This is a genomic window from Micromonospora tarapacensis, assembly GCF_019697375.1.
GTDB lineage: Bacteria > Actinomycetota > Actinomycetes > Mycobacteriales > Micromonosporaceae > Micromonospora > Micromonospora tarapacensis.
Genome location: NZ_JAHCDI010000004.1, coordinates 3,522,622 through 3,541,158, shown reverse-complemented (window position 1 = coordinate 3,541,158; position 18,537 = coordinate 3,522,622). Strand labels below are relative to the sequence as shown.

Annotated in this window: 15 protein-coding genes and 2 pseudogenes; 11 read left to right on the top strand and 6 right to left on the bottom strand. The window is 73.5% G+C overall.

Annotated elements, in window-relative coordinates; translation table 11 throughout:
- The first annotated feature begins 15 nt into the window (after positions 1 to 15).
- Positions 16 to 1,707 (top strand): ribonuclease J, encoded by a 1,692-nt coding sequence (locus KIF24_RS21900; RefSeq protein ID WP_221085625.1) that lies wholly within the window; start codon positions 16 to 18, stop codon positions 1,705 to 1,707.
- Positions 1,708 to 1,798: 91 nt separating this feature from the next.
- On the opposite strand, the gene KIF24_RS21895 is transcribed toward KIF24_RS21900, so the two are convergent.
- A complete protein-coding gene (locus KIF24_RS21895; RefSeq protein ID WP_221085624.1) occupies positions 1,799 to 3,436 on the bottom strand; it encodes a YbjN domain-containing protein in 1,638 nt (545 codons plus the stop codon).
- Positions 3,433 to 3,912 (bottom strand): type III secretion system chaperone family protein, encoded by a 480-nt coding sequence (locus KIF24_RS21890; RefSeq protein WP_221085623.1) that lies wholly within the window; start codon positions 3,910 to 3,912, stop codon positions 3,433 to 3,435. Before KIF24_RS21890 ends, KIF24_RS21895 begins: the two co-directional genes overlap by 4 nt.
- Positions 3,913 to 4,024: 112 nt before the next feature.
- Here KIF24_RS21890 and KIF24_RS21880 point away from each other — a divergent pair.
- Positions 4,025 to 6,474: pseudogene (locus KIF24_RS21880) on the top strand (DNA translocase FtsK).
- A 371-nt stretch (positions 6,475 to 6,845) separates the two neighbouring features.
- On the opposite strand, the gene KIF24_RS21875 reads toward KIF24_RS21880, so the two are convergent.
- Both KIF24_RS21875 and KIF24_RS21870 read right to left on the bottom strand, forming a co-directional pair.
- Positions 6,846 to 7,073 (bottom strand): hypothetical protein, encoded by a 228-nt coding sequence (locus tag KIF24_RS21875; protein WP_221085620.1) that lies wholly within the window; start codon positions 7,071 to 7,073, stop codon positions 6,846 to 6,848.
- Between the two features lie 81 nt (positions 7,074 to 7,154).
- Complete coding sequence (locus KIF24_RS21870) at positions 7,155 to 7,469, bottom strand: DMT family transporter (protein ID WP_221085619.1); 315 nt, start codon at positions 7,467 to 7,469, stop codon at positions 7,155 to 7,157.
- A gap of 112 nt (positions 7,470 to 7,581) precedes the next feature.
- Here KIF24_RS21870 and KIF24_RS21865 point away from each other — a divergent pair, with 112 nt between their 5' ends.
- From KIF24_RS21865 to KIF24_RS21825, 9 genes are all read left to right on the top strand, one after another.
- On the top strand, positions 7,582 to 8,505 hold the full coding sequence (locus KIF24_RS21865; protein ID WP_221085618.1) for an ornithine cyclodeaminase family protein: 924 nt from the start codon (positions 7,582 to 7,584) through the stop codon (positions 8,503 to 8,505).
- A gap of 85 nt (positions 8,506 to 8,590) precedes the next feature.
- Positions 8,591 to 10,084 (top strand): 30S ribosomal protein S12 methylthiotransferase RimO, encoded by a 1,494-nt coding sequence (rimO, locus tag KIF24_RS21860; RefSeq protein WP_221085617.1) that lies wholly within the window; start codon positions 8,591 to 8,593, stop codon positions 10,082 to 10,084.
- A gap of 71 nt (positions 10,085 to 10,155) precedes the next feature.
- Positions 10,156 to 10,749, top strand: a complete 594-nt coding sequence (gene pgsA / locus KIF24_RS21855) for a CDP-diacylglycerol--glycerol-3-phosphate 3-phosphatidyltransferase (RefSeq protein ID WP_221085616.1) — start codon at positions 10,156 to 10,158, stop codon at positions 10,747 to 10,749.
- 66 nt (positions 10,750 to 10,815) lie between these two features.
- Positions 10,816 to 11,340, top strand: a complete 525-nt coding sequence (locus KIF24_RS21850; protein ID WP_230415833.1) for a CinA family protein — start codon at positions 10,816 to 10,818, stop codon at positions 11,338 to 11,340.
- A 208-nt stretch (positions 11,341 to 11,548) separates the two neighbouring features.
- Positions 11,549 to 12,007, top strand: coding sequence for a helix-turn-helix domain-containing protein (locus KIF24_RS21845; RefSeq protein WP_221085615.1), 459 nt, complete (start codon positions 11,549 to 11,551; stop codon positions 12,005 to 12,007).
- A 184-nt stretch (positions 12,008 to 12,191) separates the two neighbouring features.
- Positions 12,192 to 13,058 (top strand): PspA/IM30 family protein, encoded by an 867-nt coding sequence (locus KIF24_RS21840; protein ID WP_221085614.1) that lies wholly within the window; start codon positions 12,192 to 12,194, stop codon positions 13,056 to 13,058.
- A gap of 22 nt (positions 13,059 to 13,080) precedes the next feature.
- Positions 13,081 to 13,860: a phage shock envelope stress response protein PspM gene (pspM, locus tag KIF24_RS21835; protein WP_221085613.1), complete on the top strand. Its 780-nt coding sequence runs from the start codon at positions 13,081 to 13,083 to the stop codon at positions 13,858 to 13,860.
- Positions 13,861 to 13,903: 43 nt separating this feature from the next.
- Positions 13,904 to 14,176: a hypothetical protein gene (locus KIF24_RS21830; RefSeq protein WP_221085612.1), complete on the top strand. Its 273-nt coding sequence runs from the start codon at positions 13,904 to 13,906 to the stop codon at positions 14,174 to 14,176.
- Between the two features lie 54 nt (positions 14,177 to 14,230).
- Positions 14,231 to 14,452, top strand: a complete 222-nt coding sequence (locus KIF24_RS21825) for a hypothetical protein (RefSeq protein ID WP_221085611.1) — start codon at positions 14,231 to 14,233, stop codon at positions 14,450 to 14,452.
- A 63-nt stretch (positions 14,453 to 14,515) separates the two neighbouring features.
- Here the strand turns inward: KIF24_RS21825 and KIF24_RS21820 are convergent, their stop codons facing one another.
- Together KIF24_RS21820 and KIF24_RS21815 are read right to left on the bottom strand one after the other, a co-directional pair.
- The gene (locus tag KIF24_RS21820; protein ID WP_221085610.1) at positions 14,516 to 18,139 is read right to left on the bottom strand and encodes a hypothetical protein; all 3,624 of its coding nucleotides are present in this window, start codon (positions 18,137 to 18,139) and stop codon (positions 14,516 to 14,518) included.
- Positions 18,140 to 18,397: 258 nt separating this feature from the next.
- A pseudogene (locus KIF24_RS21815) lies at positions 18,398 to 18,502 on the bottom strand (Fpg/Nei family DNA glycosylase); the annotation flags it as partial.
- Positions 18,503 to 18,537: the final 35 nt, after the last annotated feature.

Here is an 18,537-nt window from a genome sequence, read left to right as displayed (position 1 = left end):
GAATGAGGTGAACGCGTGACCGAGGCGCACAACGAGGAGGCCCAACTTCCCCCACCGCTGCCGGAGGGCGGGCTTCGGGTCATACCGCTCGGCGGGCTCGGCGCCATCGGCCGGAACATGACCGTCTTCGAGTACGACGGGAAGCTCCTGGTCGTCGACTGCGGTGTGCTCTTTCCGGACGTGGAGCAGCCCGGGGTCGACCTGATCCTGCCCGACTTCGGCCCGATCCTCGACCGGCTCGACGACGTCCAGGCGATCGTGCTGACGCACGGCCACGAGGACCACATCGGTGCGGTGCCCTACCTGCTCGCCCACAAGTCCGACATCCCGCTGGTCGGTTCGCAGTACACCCTCGCGCTGGTCGAGGCGAAGCTGGCCGAGCGGCGCATCCAGCCGTACACGCTGACGGTGCGGGAGGGCGGTCGGGAGCGGCTCGGCCCGTTCGAGTGCGAGTTCTTCGCGGTGAACCACTCGATCCCGGACGCCCTCGCGGTGGCCATCCGTACCCCGGCCGGGCTGGTGCTGCACACCGGCGACTTCAAGATGGACCAGCTGCCACTGGACGGCCGGATCACCGATCTGGCCGGCTTCGCCCGGCTCGGCGCCGAGGGCGTGGACCTGCTGCTCTCGGACTCCACCAACGCGGAGACCCCGGGCTTCGTCACCCCGGAGCGGGAGATCGGCCCGGTGCTCGGTTCGATCTTCGCGAAGGCGCGCGGCCGGATCATCGTCGCCTCGTTCGCCTCCCACGTGCACCGGGTGCAGCAGGTCTTCGACTCGGCGGCCGAGCACGGCCGCAAGGTCGCGCTGATCGGCCGCTCCATGGTCCGCAACATGGGCATCGCACGGGACCTGGGCCTGCTGAACATCCCGCCCGGCCTGGTGGTCGGGCTGGACGAGGCGACGTCGATGCCGCCGGAGCAGATCGTGTTGATGTCGACCGGTTCGCAGGGCGAGCCGATGAGCGCCCTGGGCCGAATGGCCAGCGGCGACCACCGGCACATCACCATCGCCCCCGGTGACACCGTGGTGCTGGCCTCCTCGCTGGTGCCGGGCAACGAGACCTCCGTCTACCGGGTGATCAACCGGTTGGCCCGGGCCGGTGCGGTGGTGGTGCACAAGGAGGTGGCGAAGGTGCACGTCTCCGGCCACGCTCCCTCGGGTGAGCTGCTCTACCTGCTCAACGTGGTCCGGCCCAGCAACCTGATGCCGGTGCACGGCGAGTGGCGGCACCTGCGAGCGCACGCTCGGCTGGGCATCGAGTCGGGCGTGGCCCCCGACCGGGTGGTGCTCTGCGAGGACGGCGACGTGGTCGACCTGGTGGAGGGGCGGGCCAGCGTGGTCGGGCACGTCAAGAGCCGCTACGTCTACGTCGACGGGTTGGCCGTCGGTGACGTCAGCGAGTCGCTGCTCACCGAGCGTCGTATGCTCGGTGACGGTGGGTTCATCGCCGCCACCGTCGTGGTGGACTCGGTCACCGGGAAGGTGGTCGCCGGCCCGACCGTGTCCGCCAAGGGCTTCTCCGAGGACCCGGAGGCGTTCAACCCGGTGCTTCCCCTGGTCACCGAGGCGCTCAACCGGGCGGCGGCCGACGGGATCACCGATCCGCACCAGCTCCAGCAGATCGTCCGGCGCACCGTCGGACGATGGGTCAACGACGCCTACCGCCGCCGCCCGATGATCGTTCCCACCGTCGTCGAGGTCTGAACCGTTCGGACTTTCCGCCCGTACTCCGACCCGGCAGGCGTACCCACGCGGGCCGGGTCGGAGCACGCGCGCTGAGCAGCCGGCGCTGACATCAGGGGAGAGCGGCGACCGCCTCCGCGTACGCGATGCCGGTGCGTACCGCCGCGTCCACCAGCACCGTCACCTGGACCGGCGCCACCCCGTACGCCAGGTCGGTGGTCACCTCGCCGGCCAGCACCAGCTCACCGTCGCCCGGATCGTGCAGGTACGCCTTGGGTAGCAGCCGGTCGCGGTTCCACCCGTTGCAGAACTCGTACGCCTCGGCGCGCCGGGCGGCCGGTAGCCGGCGCCCGGCGACCACCCGCGCGTGCAGGATGTCGTGGTGTTCCCCGGCCCGCCGGAACTGGATCACCGCGTCGCCCCAGCGCGCCAGCACCGTGCCGGCCGCGTCGAGCGTGTAGCCGTCGCCGCGCCGGTCGAGGGCGGCTGTGATCATTGCCACGGTCAGGACGCCGACCTCGTCCGCCCGCGGTCCGTCGGCCCCGTCGTCCGGCCCCGAGCCGTCCCACGGGTCGCCGTCCGGCTCGGGCCCCTCGTCGCCGGGCAGCGGCACCGGCGGCGCCAGCGGGCGCTCGGCCAGCCAGGCGGCCATCCGGCCGGTCTGGTGGCCGGTGCCGTTGCGGGCGTCGAAGCTGCCGGCCAGACCGGTGGCGACGGCGAGCAACTCGCTGCCGAGCCGTGCCACCGGGATCTCCGCCGCGGGACGCCCACGGTAGGCCGGCCGGCGCACCGCCCGATCGCCGGATGCGCCGGCCACCAGCGCGCAGACCAGCGCTCCCGCCGCAGCGAACTCCATGACGGACAGGTCCTCGGGTGGCTGGTCCAGCCGGGGCAACTGCTCGACGACGATCTCCAGCCCGCGTTCGAGGTGCCCGGCGAGCGCGCAGAAGCGCAGGTGCGTGGCGAGGCGAGCGAAGCCGTCGGGCTCCACCCGGTGCCGGCGGTACGCCCGCAGGTGTGCCCGGGCCGCCCGGTCCGCTTCCCCGGCTCGCAACCAGGGCAGCAGTGCCGCGGTCAGCGCGGCCTCGGGCTGGGCGCTGCAGCGGCCCGCACCGTCGAGCAGGGGACCGAGGGTGTCGAGCGCCGCGGTCCAGTCACCCCAGCCGGCGAGCAGCTCGGCCTGGCGTACGGGCAGGCAGTCGGGGCATCCGGCGGCGGGGTCGGGTGGGCTGTCCTGCCATCGTCGCAGCCAGCGCCGGGCAGTGGGTTCGTCGCCGGTCTGATCGGCGATCCGGCAGCGCAGCTGGGCCACGAGCGCCGCGTCGTCGTCGCCCGTCCCGACTCGTTCGACGGGTCCTTCGAGCACGGTCCGAGCCTGGTCGAGGCCGATGCGGGGGGTGCCGAGCAGCGCCTCGACGGCGTACCGGCGGTAACGGCGCAGCGTCTCGTCGTCGGGCCCTGCCGTGGCGAGGCAGCGCCGGACGGGCTCGACGAGCCGCCACCGCTGGCCGCCGCGCAGGTGGGTCTCGACCAGCTCGGACCACGCCTGGAGCGCGGTCCGCCGATCCCCGGTCGCGGCGGCGAGGGTGCCGATCCGTTCCAGCTCGGTGACGCGCGCCTCGCCGTCCGGCAGGTCCCGCGCGTCGGCCAGGGCGCCGGCCAGGGCGCCGGCCGGCGGCCGGTCGGGCCGCACCCGGCCAGCCGCCGCGCCGGCGGGGCGGGCGCGACCGCGACCGCTGCCGGCGCTCACCGCTGCGCCGTCCCCACGAGCCCGTCCACCTCGGCGGCCAGCCGGCAGCCGGTCGAGATGCCCCGGTCGAGCAGCCGGTCCAGCTGGTGTGGCGTGACGCCCCGCTCCAGGTCGGTGATGACCTCGCCGCAGACCTGGGCGTGCCCGGCGTCGTCGAGGTGGACGAACGCCTTCGGCCAGAAGCGGTCGCGGTTCCAGGCGTTGCAGAAGTCGTGCAGCGAGGCCACCTCCGGCACCGCGAAGACACGGTCCGCGACGATGCGGACCTGGAGCAGCTCCCCGGCGTCGCCGGTGCGCAGGAACCAGATGTGGCTCTGCGCCCACCGGCCGACCAGCCCACCCGCCGCGTCGGTGGTCACGGCGTGGCCCCGGTGGGCCAGCACCGCGGCGACGAGATCGTGGGTCAGGGGCCGCAGCGTCGCCGGGTGCCCGGCCAGCGGGTCGTCCGGACGGTCCTCGAACTCCGGCGAACCCATTGGACACTCCTTCGCCAGGCGAATATCACGGCAGGGGTCGGGGACCACGCTGCGACACGCGGAGCGACCTGGAAGACCGGCCGATCGCCCGGCCCGCCGCTACGGTGATGCTATGGCGGGCCGTACCCCTCAGGCGAGTCGGCGGCGCGGCGCGTCGCCGCGTGGCGGCACGAACGGTCGTGCCCGCCAGCCGGCCAGGAAGACCCGCGCGCCGGCACGGCGCCGCACCTCGGCGAGGGACCGGGCCCCGCCGCGTACGTCGGCCGGGCGGTCCGGGCACTGTGGATGGGCCTGGCCCACGGCGTCGGCTGGGCGGTGCGCGCCGCCGGCCGGCAGGCCGCCTCGGCCCGCGACCTCGACCCGGAGCACCGCCGTGACGGTGGCGGGTTGTTGCTGATGGGTCTCGCCCTGCTGGGTGCGGGTGCGATCTGGTTCTCGGCGGCCGGGCCGGTGGGTGCCCGGCTCGCCGACACGGTCCGGCTCTTCCTCGGCGCCATCTCCATCGTGGTGCCGGTGTTGCTGGGCATCGGCGCCTGGCGGCTGATGCGCCAGCCCGGCGATCCGGAACACCGCGGACGGGGGCTGGTCGGCTGGGGCTCCATGCTGGTGGCGACCGCCGCGTTGCTGCACATCGGCCAGCAGCCGGCCGGCCCGGGCGAGCGGGATTTCGCCGGCGGGCTGGTCGGTGCGGGCGTGGGCAGCCTGCTGGAGCGCGCGGTCACCGCCTGGGTGGCGGTGCCGCTGCTGATCCTGCTGCTCGTGTTCGGGCTGCTGGTGGTCACCGCGACGCCGATCAACAAGATCCCCGAGCGGCTCGGCCTGCTGGCCGGAAGCATGGTCGGGCAGACCGGACCGGAGGCGACGGAGGAGGCGTCCACCCCGCCGGCCCGGCGGCGCCCGGCGAAGCGGGCGGCACCGCCGGTCGACCCGGACGGGTTCGACGACCTGGACGACGTGGACCTTCAGGAGACCATCGTCCTGCCCCGCAGGTCGCCGTCCCGGGTGCCGGCCAGCCGCAAACCGGTCGAGCCGCCGGAGCACTCGCCCGCGCCGACCCGGGCCGAACAACTCGCGCTGACCGGCCTGGCCGGCGACTACACCCTGCCGCCGGCGAACATGCTCGGCAGCGGGGCCGCCGCGAAGACCCGCAGCAAGGCCAACGACGAGGTGATCGCCGCACTGACCGGCGTCTTCGACCAGTTCGACGTCGACGCGGCGGTGACCGGCTTCACCCGGGGGCCGACGGTGACTCGCTACGAGGTCGAGTTGGGGCACGGGGTGAAGGTCGAGCGGATCACCCAGCTGTCCCGCAACATCGCGTACGCGGTGAAGTCACCGGACGTCCGGATCCTCAGCCCGATCCCGGGCAAGAGCGCGGTGGGCGTGGAGATCCCGAACACCGACCCGGAGAACGTGGCGCTCGGCGACGTGCTGCGTTCGCGCGCCGCCACCAGCGACCACCACCCGATGGTGGTCGCCCTCGGCAAGGACATCGAGGGCGGCTACGTGGTCGCCAACCTCGCCAAGATGCCGCACATCCTGATCGCGGGAGCGACCGGCGCGGGCAAGTCCAGCTGCCTGAACTCTCTCCTCATGTCCGTTCTCACGCGGGCCACCCCGGACGAGGTGCGGCTGCTGCTGATCGACCCGAAGCGGGTCGAGATGACCGGCTACGAGGGGATCCCGCACCTGGTCACCCCGATCGTGACCAACGCCAAGAAGGCGGCCGACTCACTGGAGTGGGTCGTCCGCGAGATGGACATGCGCTACGACGACCTCGCCGCGAACGGGGTCCGGCACATCGACGACTTCAACCGCAAGGTGCGCAACGGCGAGATCAAGGCGCCGCCGGGCAGCGAGCGGGAGATGCGTCCCTATCCCTACCTGTTGGTGATCGTGGACGAGTTGGCCGACCTGATGATGGTCGCGCCGCGCGACGTCGAGGACTCGATCGTGCGGATCACCCAGCTCGCCCGGGCGGCCGGCATCCACCTGGTGCTTGCCACCCAACGGCCCTCGGTCGACGTGGTGACCGGCCTGATCAAGGCCAACGTGCCGTCCCGGCTGGCGTTCGCCACCTCCTCGCTGGCCGACTCCCGGGTCATCCTGGACCAGCCGGGCGCGGAGAAGCTGCTCGGCCGGGGCGACGGGCTGTTCCTGCCGATGGGCGCCTCGAAGCCGGTGCGGATCCAGGGCGCCTGGGTCACCGAGCGCGAGATCAACGACGTGGTGAAGTTCTGCAAGGAGCAGCGTGAGCCGGAGTTCCGCTCGGACGTGCTGGCTCCCGCGCAGGACAGCCGGAAGAAGATCGACGAGGACGTCGGTGACGACCTGGACCTGCTGATGCAGGCGGTGGAGCTGGTGGTCACCTCGCAGTTCGGCTCGACCTCGATGCTCCAGCGCAAGCTGCGGGTCGGCTTCGCGAAGGCCGGCCGGCTGATGGACCTGATGGAGACCCGGGGCGTGGTCGGCCCCTCCGAGGGCTCCAAGGCCCGCGACGTGCTGATCAAGCCGGACGAGCTGGAAGAGGTCCTGGCGGGCCTGCGGGGCGGCGGTGACTGACCGCCGACCACGGCTGACCCCCGCCGGCCCTACCTGCCGTCGCACTGGGTGATGCTTCCGCCTGCCCGCCATTCCCCCGCCGTCTCCTTTGCTCTGCTTCAACCCACGCACTGGTTACTCCAAGTGTTGGCTGATCTCTGTGGGTCGGCTCGGCGTCGTCGCATCACCGCAGTTCAGAGGCGCTTGCGTGGGTTGAAGCAGAGCAAAGGTTGGAGTGGGGGAAGGGGCGCTGGGTCGGCGGTGTCACCCAGAGTTCCTTGTGCGGACAGTCAGCGTCCGTGGTTCGCCTCGCTGCGCCGGCACGTCTACCCAACTGCGCGGGCCCGCCACAGCAGGTGGCGGGCCCGGTCGAGTGGTCAAGAGAGCAGAGGTCAGAGCGCGCTGAGGAGCAACATGTTCAGCAGCATGGCGGCCACGTTGGCCGCGGCGGCGTACCAGCCCAGCGGCTTGTCGCCGAGCATCGCGCCGACGACGCCGAGGACCAGACCGATGACTCCGAAGAGGATCGGGTTGAGCAGCAGCGCGAGGACCGCGAACACGAAGCCCACGATGGTGCAGATGCGGGCGGCGCTGGTCGAGCGGACGGTGCTGGTGGCCATGTCTTCCTCCGGAGGGTGAGTCTGCGTCTGCCGTCCGTCTCTACCCACTACGGACGCTCGCCACGCGGGCGGCGGGAACGGTCAGTGGAAGATTTTGAGGCCGACCACGCCGGCGACGACCAGCAGCAGACATCCGATCCGGGGCAGGCTGGTGGATTCGCCCAGCACGAGCATTCCCACCGCCGCGGTGCCGGTGGCGCCGATGCCGACCCACACGGCGTACCCGGTGCCGACCGGGATCTCCCGCAGTGCGTACGCCAGGCCGGCCATGCTCAGCACTAGCGTGATCGCGAAGATCACCGAGGGGAGGGGCCGGGTGAAGCCGGCGGAGCGGTCCAGGGCGATCGCCCACGCCGTTTCGAGCAGTCCGGAGAGCACCAGCGCGATCCAGGCCATCGGGTCACCTCTCGGCGGGCCCGGCCACCGGGGCCGGGACGAGTCGGTTGTTCGGGTGAGACGGATCACCCGCGGTGGACTTGAAGCTTGCTTCAGCCTGCACCATGGACCCGTGACCGTGCTCATCTCCGACCCGGAGGTCGCCGCCGCGCTGGACGCACCGACCTCGGTCGACGCGATGCGTCAGGCCCTGCTGGCCGCCCACGACGGGCGGTTGGTGGCACCACCCCGCGCCGCCGCGCCGCTGGGTGGGGGCCGGATGGTCCTCACCGCCGGGCACCTGGTGGGGCAGTGGTACGGGTACCGGGCGTACGACACGTTCGGGCACCCCGAGACCGAGCAGGTGGTGGTGCTGCACGACGGACGCACCGGCGCGGTGCGGGCGGTGGCCGTGGGGGAGGAACTGGGTTCCCGGCGTACCGGCGCGCTGGGCGGCGTCGCGGTGGACGCGTTGGCCCGCCCGGACGCGGCCACCCTCGGCGTGATCGGCTCCGGCGGCCAGGCCTGGACCCAGGTCTGGGCCGCCGCCGCCGTGCGACGGCTGCGCGAGGTCACCGTGCACAGCCGCTCCGCCGCACGCCGGGAGGCGTTCGCCGGCCGGGTCCGGGCCGAACTCGGCATCCCGGCCCGCGCGGTGGGCACCGCCCGCGCGGCCGTACGCGATCGGGACGTGGTGGTGCTGGCCACCACCAGCCCGACGCCGGTGCTGACCGCCGCCGACCTGAGCCCCGGCAGCCACGTCAACGCGGTCGGCTTCAAGCAGCGCGACCGGTCGGAGTTCGCCACCGACCTGCTGGACGCCGCCGCCGTACTGGCCAGCGACTCGGTGGCGCAGGCGATGTCGTACGCGCCGCCGATGCTCGCCGCCCAGCCTCCGTACGCGTCCCGGCTGCGCGACCTGGGCGCGGTGCTGGCCGGGGCGGCACCGGGCCGCACCGGCGCGGACCAGATCTCGGTCTTCTGCTCGGTCGGCCTGGCCGGTACCGAGGTGTTCCTGCTCGACCGCCTGGTCCGCATCCTCACCCCGGTGGTCTGACCCGGCCGGCCCGGTCGTGCGCGGGCGCCGGTGCGACCGCCGCACCGCCGTTGCCGGGCCGGGCACCGCCGCCCGGTACCCTCGGATGGTGTCTGCCACCTCCCCTTCCGAGAACTCCGGCTCGGCGCGTCGAGTCGCCCTGCTGACCCTGGGCTGCGCCCGCAACGAGGTCGACTCGGAGGAGCTGGCCGCCCGCCTGCACGCCGACGGCTGGCAGGTGACGACCGACGGCGAGGGCGCCGACGTGGTGGTCGTCAATACCTGCGGCTTCGTGGAGAAGGCCAAGCAGGACTCCATCCAGACGCTGCTGGCCGCCGCCGACACCGGCGCGAAGGTGGTCGCCGCCGGCTGCATGGCCGAGCGGTACGGCCGGGAGCTGGCCGACAGCCTTCCCGAGGCCCGGGCGGTGCTCAGCTTCGACGACTACCCGGACATCTCCGCCCGGCTGGACGCGGTCGTCGCCGGCCGCGAGGTCGCCGCGCACACCCCGCGGGACCGGCGCGAGCTGTTGCCGCTGACCCCGGTCGCCCGCCGGGACAGCACCGTGTCGCTGCCCGGGCACGGCCGTGGCACCGACGTCGACGAGCACACCCCCGCGCACCTGCGTACGGTGCTGCGCCGCCGGCTGGACAGCGGCCCGGTGGCCTCGTTGAAGCTGGCCAGCGGGTGCGACCGGCGGTGCGCGTTCTGCGCCATCCCCGCCTTCCGGGGCGCCTTCGTCTCCCGCACCCCCGACGAGCTGCTGGCCGAGGCCGAGTGGCTGGCCAAGAGCGGCGTCCGGGAGTTGGTCCTGGTCAGCGAGAACTCGACCTCGTACGGCAAGGACCTGGGCGACCCGCGCGCGCTGGAGAAGCTGCTGCCGCAGCTCGCCGCCGTCGACGGCATCGTCCGGGTCCGGGCCAGCTACCTCCAGCCGGCCGAGACCCGGCCGGGCCTGGTCGAGGCGATCGCCAGCACGCCGGGCGTGGCGGCCTACTTCGACCTGTCGTTCCAGCACTCCAGCGAGCCGGTGCTGCGCCGGATGCGTCGTTTCGGCTCCACCGATCGTTTCCTGGAGCTGCTAGCCACCGCCCGGGCGATGGCGCCGGAAGCCGGGGCGCGGAGCAACTTCATCGTCGGCTTCCCCGGCGAGACCCGGGGCGACGTCGACGAACTGGTCCGTTTCCTCACCGATGCCCGGCTCGACGCGATCGGGGTCTTCGACTACAGCGACGAGGACGGCACGGAGGCCGCCGGACTGCCGGGCAAGGTTTCCGCGGCCACGATCAAACGCCGGTACGACAAGCTGAGCGCGCTCGCCGACGAGCTGTGTTCGCAGCGCGCCGAGGACCGGCTCGGCTCGACGGTGGAGGTGCTGGTCGACTCGGTCGACGGCGGTGTCGTCGAGGGGCGGGCGGCGCACCAGGCGCCGGAGGTGGACGGGTCGACCACGCTTGTCGCTCCGGACGCCGGTGGGGTCGACCTGGCCGCGCTGCGCCCGGGTGACCTGGTCCGGGCCACGGTGACCGGCACCGAGGGTGTGGACCTGGTCGCGGTGCCGGATGAGATGATCTCGGCCGCGCCCGGCGCGGCGCGGTGACGGCGGGCCGGGACGAGGCGGAGGAACCACGAGGTGCGGTGCCGGGTGAACCACCCGAGGGGAACGGGCAGATGACCGGGGCGACGGAGTCGACCCCGGTGCCGATGGTGACCCGGGTGCCCGTGGTCAACGCCGCCAACGGCCTGACCGCGCTGCGGCTGGTGCTCGTGCCGGTCTTCGCCGTCGCCGTGGTCGTCTCGGACATGACCCACGCGGGTTGGCAGATCGCCGCCTGCGTGATCTTCGCGGTGGCCTCGGCGACGGATCTGGTCGACGGCTGGATCGCCCGCCGGTTCGGGCTCGTCACCGCGGTCGGCAAGGTGGCCGACCCGATCGCCGACAAGGCGCTCACCGGCGCCGCCATGCTGCTGCTCTCCTGGTACGACCGGCTGCCCTGGTGGGTGACGGTGGTGATCCTGGCGCGTGAGCTGGGCATCACGGCCCTGCGGTTCTGGGTGATCCGGCGTGGCGTGATCGCCGCGAGCCGGGGCGGGAAGGCCAAGACGGCGCTCCAGATACTGGCCATCACCTGGTACCTGTGGCCGATGCCGGCCGAGTCCGCCGCGGTCGGCCCCTGGATCATGGCTGCGGCGGTGGTGGTCACCCTCGCCACCGGCTTCGACTACGTCGCGCAGGCGCTGCGGCTGCGCCGGGCCCGCCGCTGAGACCGCGGTCACCCCGATTCCTGTTGCGGCGGGTGGATCACTCGCGAGCCGGGAAGGATGCAGTTCATGGGCGTGCGAGAGGCCGAGGGTTCGATGGGCAGCGCGGCGGCCGGGGTGGTGCACCGCCTCATCGAGCGGCGGGAGACGGTCGCCACCGTCGAGTCGCTGACCGGCGGGCTGCTGGCCGCCACGATCGTGGAGATCGCCGGAGCCAGCGCGGTCTTCCGGGGCGGGCTGGTGGTCTACGCCACCGAGCTGAAGGAGCAGTTGGCCGGCGTACCGGCGCAGCTGCTGGCCGAACGTGGCCCGGTCGACTGCGACGTGGCGGCGGCACTCGCCGAGGGTGGCCGGCGCCGCTGCGGTGCCGACTGGGGCCTGGCCACCACCGGGGTGGCCGGCCCGGAACCCCAGGACGGCAAGCCGGTCGGGCTGGTCTTCGTCGCGGTCGCCGGCCCGGACGGCAGGGAGGTGCGGCAGCTCGACCTGACCGGCGGGCGTGACCGTATCCGCGGTGCCGCCGTGACCGAGGCGCTGCGCCTGCTCGCCGACCGCATCCAGGCCCCGGAGAGCCCGGTCGCTTCCGATGGTTGACAGTCCAGCTGGGCGAAACGCCGGGACAGCGGCAGCCGAGGCGTCACTGACCGGCGGCGCGGCCAGCGGTGCGGCGAGATGTCGTGGCGGGGCGGGATGTCGTGGCGGCGTGCAACGGGTACGGTTGCGGGAAAGCTCCGACGGCCGGAGCCGGTGCCACCGCCGGACCGGACGGCCGGACGAACTTGGGTCCCGCAGGGGAGGTGCGATGGTCCTGCTACGCCGGGTGATCGGTGACGCACTGAGGGCGCGCCGGCAGGGGCAGCACCGCACGCTGCGTGAGGTGTCTTCCGCCGCGAACGTCAGCCTCGGTTACCTGTCCGAGATCGAACGCGGCCAGAAGGAGCCCTCCAGCGAGTTGCTCGCCGCGATCTGTGACGCGCTGGGTGCCCGCCTGTCCGAGCTGCTGCGCGAGGTCAGCGACACCGTCGCGCTCGCCGAGCAGCTGCCGGGCGTGCTGGTGCCGGTGCAGGGCGAGCCGGCCGATTCGACGCCGGTCGCCGCCGCAGTGCACAAGACCACCGGCCGGGGGGTGCGTCAGGTCACCTCCGACGGTTCCGTCGCCGTCTCCGTGCGGCAGGACTCTCCGCTCAAGGCCACCCTGCGCAGCGCCCGGGTCCGGTCCGCCACCGACCGCACCGACCGCGACGTGGTCTGCGCCGCCTGAGCCTGGCGGTCGATGGTCGCGGTGGCTGCCACCGCGTAGGGTTGATCGCGGACGTCCCCCTCTCGGCGGTACGGATGCCGCACTGGCGCCCGGCTGGGACGATGGTTCCACCATCGCCGGTGGCTGAGTTCGGCCACCCGGGGTGGGGCAGGTGCAGCGACCTGATTGAGGGGATACCGCGAAGATGGCGAACCCGTTCGTCAAGGGGTGGAAGTACCTGATGGCGCTCTTCGGTGCCCGGATCGACGAGCACGCCGACCCGAAGGTGCAGCTCCAGCAGGCCATCGACGAGGCGCACCGGCAGCACCAGGCGCTCGTCCAGCAGGCCGCCGCGGTGATCGGCAACCAGCGCCAGCTGGAGATGAAGCTGTCCCGGCAGATGTCCGACGTCGAGCGATTGCAGGCCAACGCCCGCCAGGCGCTGGTCCTCGCCGACCAGGCCCGCGCCAAGGGCGACGAGGCCGAGGCCGGGCGCTACGAGCAGTCCGCGCAGGCCCTGGCGACCCAGCTGGTCTCCGCCGAGCAGTCCGCGGAGGATCTGAAGACCCTGCACGATCAGGCACTCGGCGCCGCCGGGCAGGCCCGCCGGGCGGTGGAGAACAACTCGATGATCCTCCAGCAGAAGCTCGCCGAGCGCGCCAAGCTGCTCAGCCAGTTGGAGCAGGCCAAGATGCAGGAGAGCGTGGCCGCCTCGCTGGAGTCCATGTCGGCACTCACCGCCCCCGGCGGCACTCCCACTCTCGACGAGGTCCGCGACCGCATCGAACGCCGCTACGCCAACGCGATGGGCCGGGCGGAACTCGCCGGCAACTCGACCGAGGGCCGGATGCTGGAGATCCAGAAGGCGACCCTGGACACGGCCGGGTCGGCCCGGCTGGACCAGATCCGGGCCAGCATGGCCGGCGAGCAACTCGGCGCGGGTTCCGGCGCCGAACGCGAGGCCGACCAGCCGGCCGCGCAGACCGGCGAACCGGGTGTGGCCCGGCTCGACGAGATCAGGGCCAGCATGAGCCGCGAACGCGGCACCGGCGACACCACGGCCGCCGGCTGAGCGCAGGGTCGAGGAGGCAGCGGTGGCAGACGAGCGCACCCGGTACTTCAGGCGGCTGGGCAAGCTGCGCGGCTCCGCCCGCCGGTGGAGCGTCCTGGCCGGTGGGCTCGGCGGTGCGACGATCGTGCTGACCCCGTACGCCGGCATCGGGCTCGCCGACGCGGCCTGGGCCGCCGCCGCGGGTGCCGCCACCGCGCTGGCCGGGTGGCGCTGGGCCGACCTGCGCGTGCTGGCCGCGCGACCCGCCCCGCCTCCACCCGACCCGGCCCAGGTCGCCGCCCGTAACCGGGCCCGCCTGGTGGCCGCCGTCGAACGCCTCCCCGTGGGCGCCGGCGTGCTGGCCGAGGTACGCCGGGTACGCATCCGCACCGCCCTGCGCGGCACCAGCGTCGCCCAGCCGTGGGAACGGTTGGACCGGGCCGCGTCGACCATGACCTCGATGACGGGTCGGCTGACCGGCCTCGCCGAGCCGGCCGTCGCCGAGGCGTCCGTGGCCGAGCGGTCGCTGCGGGAGTTGGCCCACCGGGTGGTCAGCGTCGAGCGGGCGGTACGGCTCGCACCGGCCGACGCCCGGGCACCGCTGGTCGAGGCGCATCGGGCGCTCACCGGGCAGCTGGAGGCGGGGGTGGCCGCGTACGAGCGGTTGGTGGTGGCCGCCGCGGGATACCTGGCCGAGGAGTACCGTCCCGAAACCGAGCACCCGGCGGCGTCCCGCCTGACGGAGGCGACTGATCTGCTGCACGGCTTCGCCTCCGCGCTGGCCGAGCTACGCGCCGTGGGCCGGCCCGCGGCTGCTCCCTGACGGAAGGGGATCGCGAATGCCGCGAAGAGTCACACCTCACGGAATGTTCAACCTGGGTGTCGCGCTGCTCGTCGTTGCAGTCATAGCCAGGACGCTGCTGGCCGACGCGCTGGTCTCGCTCAACGATCTCCTGGTGAGCGGCAGCGAAGGCTACGGCCTCGCCTTTCTCGCCACGGGGCTCGTGGCGACGTTCTCCACCGCGTTGGGCGTCGCCCTCGTCGCCGGCGCGCTCGTGTTGCAGGGTGTGGTGACGCTCGGCGCCGACGAGCGGAAGGGGAGCCAGGGCCGATCCGAAGGCGCCGATGACGGGCCGTAGCCGAACCGCCCCACCCACCACACTGGACTTGACCCCTATGATCCAATTGCATCCATGACTCGACAGCGGGTGCTTGCCGTTCTTCTGCTGCTGATCGCGTTCCTGGCGTTGGTCGTCTCCCGCACCTTCCCGTTCCTGGACGACCTTTCCGGCCTGGCCGAGTCGGCGATCGCCGTCGGCGGCGCGGCATGCGGGCTGGTCGGGGTGTGGCTGTGGTTGCGCGGGACACCGCAAGGCGCCCCGCCGCGCGCGACCGGTGACGGCGAGAGCCGCTGACCGGCCCGGGCGCGACGCCGGCCCGGAAGTGGCTGGTAAGGCAACTTCCCATGTTCGCCGGAGTCACTCCGGGGTGGTGACCGGGATCGGTCCGGTGAACGGCGAGGCGCCGACCACGTTGAACGAGCGGACCCGGTAGTGGTAGGTGACGCCTCGGGCCAGGCCGGTGTTGGTGAAGCCCCGCCCGGTGACCGTGAAGGTCGCCGGTTCCCGGGTGAACGCCGGATCCAGGGCTCGTTCCACGGTGAAGCCGGCACCCTGGCCGGTGGGGGTGCTGGCCGCCCAGCCCAGCACCACGGTCGCGCTGTCCGGGGCGGGTGCGCTGGTGGCGACGCTGACCGAGGTCGGCGTGCCCGGGGCGGGTGGGGTGGTCACCGTCGCCACCGTCGACCAGGGTGAGGCGGCGCCGAGATAGCTGGTGCGTACCCGGTAGTAGTACGTGGTGTCCGGCGCGACCGCCGGGTCCAGGTGGTTGTCGCCGACGCTGATCGCGGTGGTGCCCGGTCCGCTGGTGAAGGTCGGGTTGGTGGCCCGCTGCACGTCGATGCCGGTGGCGAAGGAGTGGTTGGCCCAGCGCAGCGCGACCCGCAGCGGCGCGGCGGGCGGGATCGACGCGGCCAGCCGGGTCGGTGCGGTGAGCTGCACCGCCGCGGGGACGCAGTTGGACCAGGTCGAGCAGCTGACCGCGTTCTCCGCCCGGATCCGGTAGTGGTAGGTGACCCCGGGGGTGACCGTGGCGTCGGTGTAGCGGGTGGCCGTGGCGGCCACGGTGAGCGTGGTCAGCCCGTTGGTGAACGTCGCGTCGGTGGCCCGTTGCAGCAGGTGGCTGGTGGCCGGTGGGCGGCTGCCGTTGCCGGTCCAGGTGAGGGTGATCGCGGGTAGGGCGGTCGCCGAGCCGGGCGCGGGAGCGGCGGTCAGCCCGGTCGGCGCCCGGGGCGAGACGCGGACCACCAGCGGGCGGTACATGCCCTGGTCGCGGTGGCCGGCCGCCGCGCTCGACCAGGCGTACTCCCAGCCCAGGTTGACCAGCTGGTTGACCACGGTTGCCGGTCGACCGTCGACCGGGCTGAGCTGTGTCGATCCGATCCGCGCGCCCGCCGGGCGGGTCGGGTCGAGCAGTCGCACGCTGTCACCGATCTTGAACGGGAGGACCGGTGCCTCCGGTCGCAGCGCGAGCAGCACGTCCTCACCCGGGTCCACCCGGACGACCTGCTTCCAGCCGAGCTCGCCGGGGTGCGGTGGCCGGATCGTGCCGTCGCCGCCGACCCGGCCGATGACCTGCACGTCGAGCCCGTCGAAGCGCACCGGATGGCTCTGTCGGCCGGTGCCGCGTACCCGCCAGAGCTGGGTGCCGTCGCCGGCCGCGCCGACCGTCACGGCCGGGTCGCAGACCTGCAGCACCTCGGTCGCCGGGTCGGCGGGGCCGAGCGGCAGGGTGGCCTCGCCGAGCGGCCCGGTGTGCGGGTGACCCACGCCGAGGCGGCCGGTGAGCCGGCCGTGGTCGGGCTCGAAGACCTGCCGCACGGCCTTGACCGCCAGCGGCAGGCACACCGGTTCCGTGGCACCGGCGGGGGTGAACTCCACGGCGGTGGCATGGACCGGCACCCGGGTCGGTCCGGCGGTGCCGGTGCCGAAGCAGGGGTCGTAGGCCGGCTGCGGGACGATCGGGGGGCGCTGGCTGGTCGCGTACGCGCCGGGCAGCCGCGCCCGCAGCCGGTCGAGGTCGTACGGTTCGGCCGGGGTGCCGGCCACCCGCAGCTGCACCAGGGTGCGGGTGTTCGGACCGTACCCGGGAACGGTCGGCGGTGCGCCACCCTCCGCGGTACGGTCCGGCCCGCCCGTGTGGTGGTCGTACCGGGGGTCGAAGCAGGGCAGCGGGACGGGACAGTCGTTGTAGAGGATCAGCGTGCTGCCGGGGGTGACGGTGGCGAAGTCGACAAGCACGTCGGCCCGCTCGCCGGGGGCCAACAGCAGTGCGTGGCCGTCGACGTTGAGCACGGTGGGGTCGCGCCGGTCGAAGCGGAAGCCGATCGGCTGGTTCGGGACCACCACGGGCGCCGGCAGCAGGCCGCACTCGTTGCCGATCCGGATCATCTCGGGTCCGGCCGCCGACGGGTCCGGCACGCCACCGGGCCGGCCGTCGGTCGGCCAGTCCGCCGGCCGGCCCGGCGCGCGGACGGCGTCGACCATCGGCACCTCGCCGGCGTCACCGGCGGCCAGCCGGCCTTCCGGCGTCCACATCGGGGCGTCCGAGGCCGCCCGGTACAGCTGGAGGTTCAGCCAGCGGTCCGGGCAGGCGTTGAGGATGCGCCAGCGGTACAACCGTGGCTCGACCTCCAGGTACGGGTAGGCGACGCCGTTGACGAGCACGGTGTCGCCGTACCCGGCCGGCACCGCGCTCGGCTGCGGCACGCCCGGCACCTCCGGCGGCTCGCCCGGGTCGGCGACCGGATCGTGGTGCGGGTTGGGCAGCGCGGCGGCGGGCGCGTCCGGGCCGGCCGCCGAGGCGGTACGCGACCACGGGCCGTAGTCCCACCGGCCGGTCGGGTTGATCCCGTCCGGCCGGTACGGGTTCTGCCGGGGCTGGTAGATGTGCGGGTGCCAGAGGGCACCCCGGGCGCCCCAGCGGTCCCGGTCCCAGGTCGGGTCCTGGGCGGCGAGTTGGGCGTCGTCCGGCACGAATGTCTTGTCCTCGAAGACCAGCGGCAGTTGCTCGGCCGGCAGCGTCCCGTCGGCGACCAGCCGCTCCTGCGCCTCGTCGGTGAGCAGGTAGAGCGCGATCTGGCCCGAGTAGACGGTCAGCCGGGACAGCCCGACCGTGTTGTCGTGGAACCAGAGCAGGCGTCCGCTCTGGTCGTTGGGGAAGTAGAGCGTGGTGGCGCCCTGCCCCGGGTGCGCCATGTCGGGGACGTGGGTCAGTGCGGTGCCGGTCGGGTAGGGGGTGATCTCGCCCGCCGGGGTGATCCACTGCCAGGGGGTGCCGGCGCTGATCCAGCCGGTGAGCGCGCCGCTGAGGTGCAGCACCGCCCGGTTCTGCGGATAGGGTGCCGGCCCGCCGAGGGGACCCGGGCCGGCGCCGGGCACGGTCGGGTCGACCGGCAGGAACAGGTCGCCGGCCGGGCCGGCGGGCAGTTGGTTGATGAACTTGATCCGTACCGGCCGGCCCCGCCGGGCCAGCACGACCGGGCCGAGGTGCCACGGTTGGGGTGGCGGGGCGACGGTGTTGTGCCCGTCGACGTCGGTGCCCAGGTTCAGTTGCCGGTAGCCGCGCAGGCGGGTCGCCGGCAGGTCGCGGTGCAGCCGCTGGGCGTACTCCCGCAGGCCGATCTCGTAGTAGTCGCAGCCGGGGTGGGTGATGGTGTCGGGCACGGCGACCGGCAGGTGGGCGCCGAGCGGGGTGCGCCCCAGGGTGCCCAGGCCGGGCAGCGGGTCGACGAACTTCCGCAGCCCCGTGCCGGTCAGCACCGCTGCGTCGGCGTCGACGACCGGTAGTGGGCTGTACGCGTGGTTCGGCACCGGGCCGAAGCAGTGGGGCGTGGCCGCCGGATCCAGGCTCGCCGGTGCCAGGGGTGACGCCGGGTCCGGGCCGGTCCGGGCGGTGGGCACGGCGGACGGCGCGCCCTGCTGCTGGTCGGCGCGGGCGGTGCGGTCCAGCCAGGTCGACCGGAGTCTGCGGAACACGGCCATGGCTCTCCCGGTGATCGGGGCGCGGCGGCCACCACCCCGACGTGGCGGCGCGGACGCGCGGTGTTGACGTTCCGTGAGCCCTCAACGGCAGCATGCGACGCGTGCCGGCCGGTTAGGAAGTGCCCAATCGTGCCGATCTGCCGATCTGCCGGCGTGTCGGCCGCGCCACTCCGACGCGGTCGGATGGCCGGCCGTCCACCGGGCTCCGACCTGCCCGGACGGTCCCGTGGAAGATCCACGCCCCGGCGGTCAGTCCGGGCTGGCCAGCGCGGGCACCCGGAAGTCGCTGCCGGTCAGTCGGGTCCCGGCGAGCGCGCGTTCCAGGACGCGGGCGGTGTTCCAGACGGTGTCGCCTTCGGGCACCGCGTCATTCTTCCATTCGAAGCCAATTCACGTGT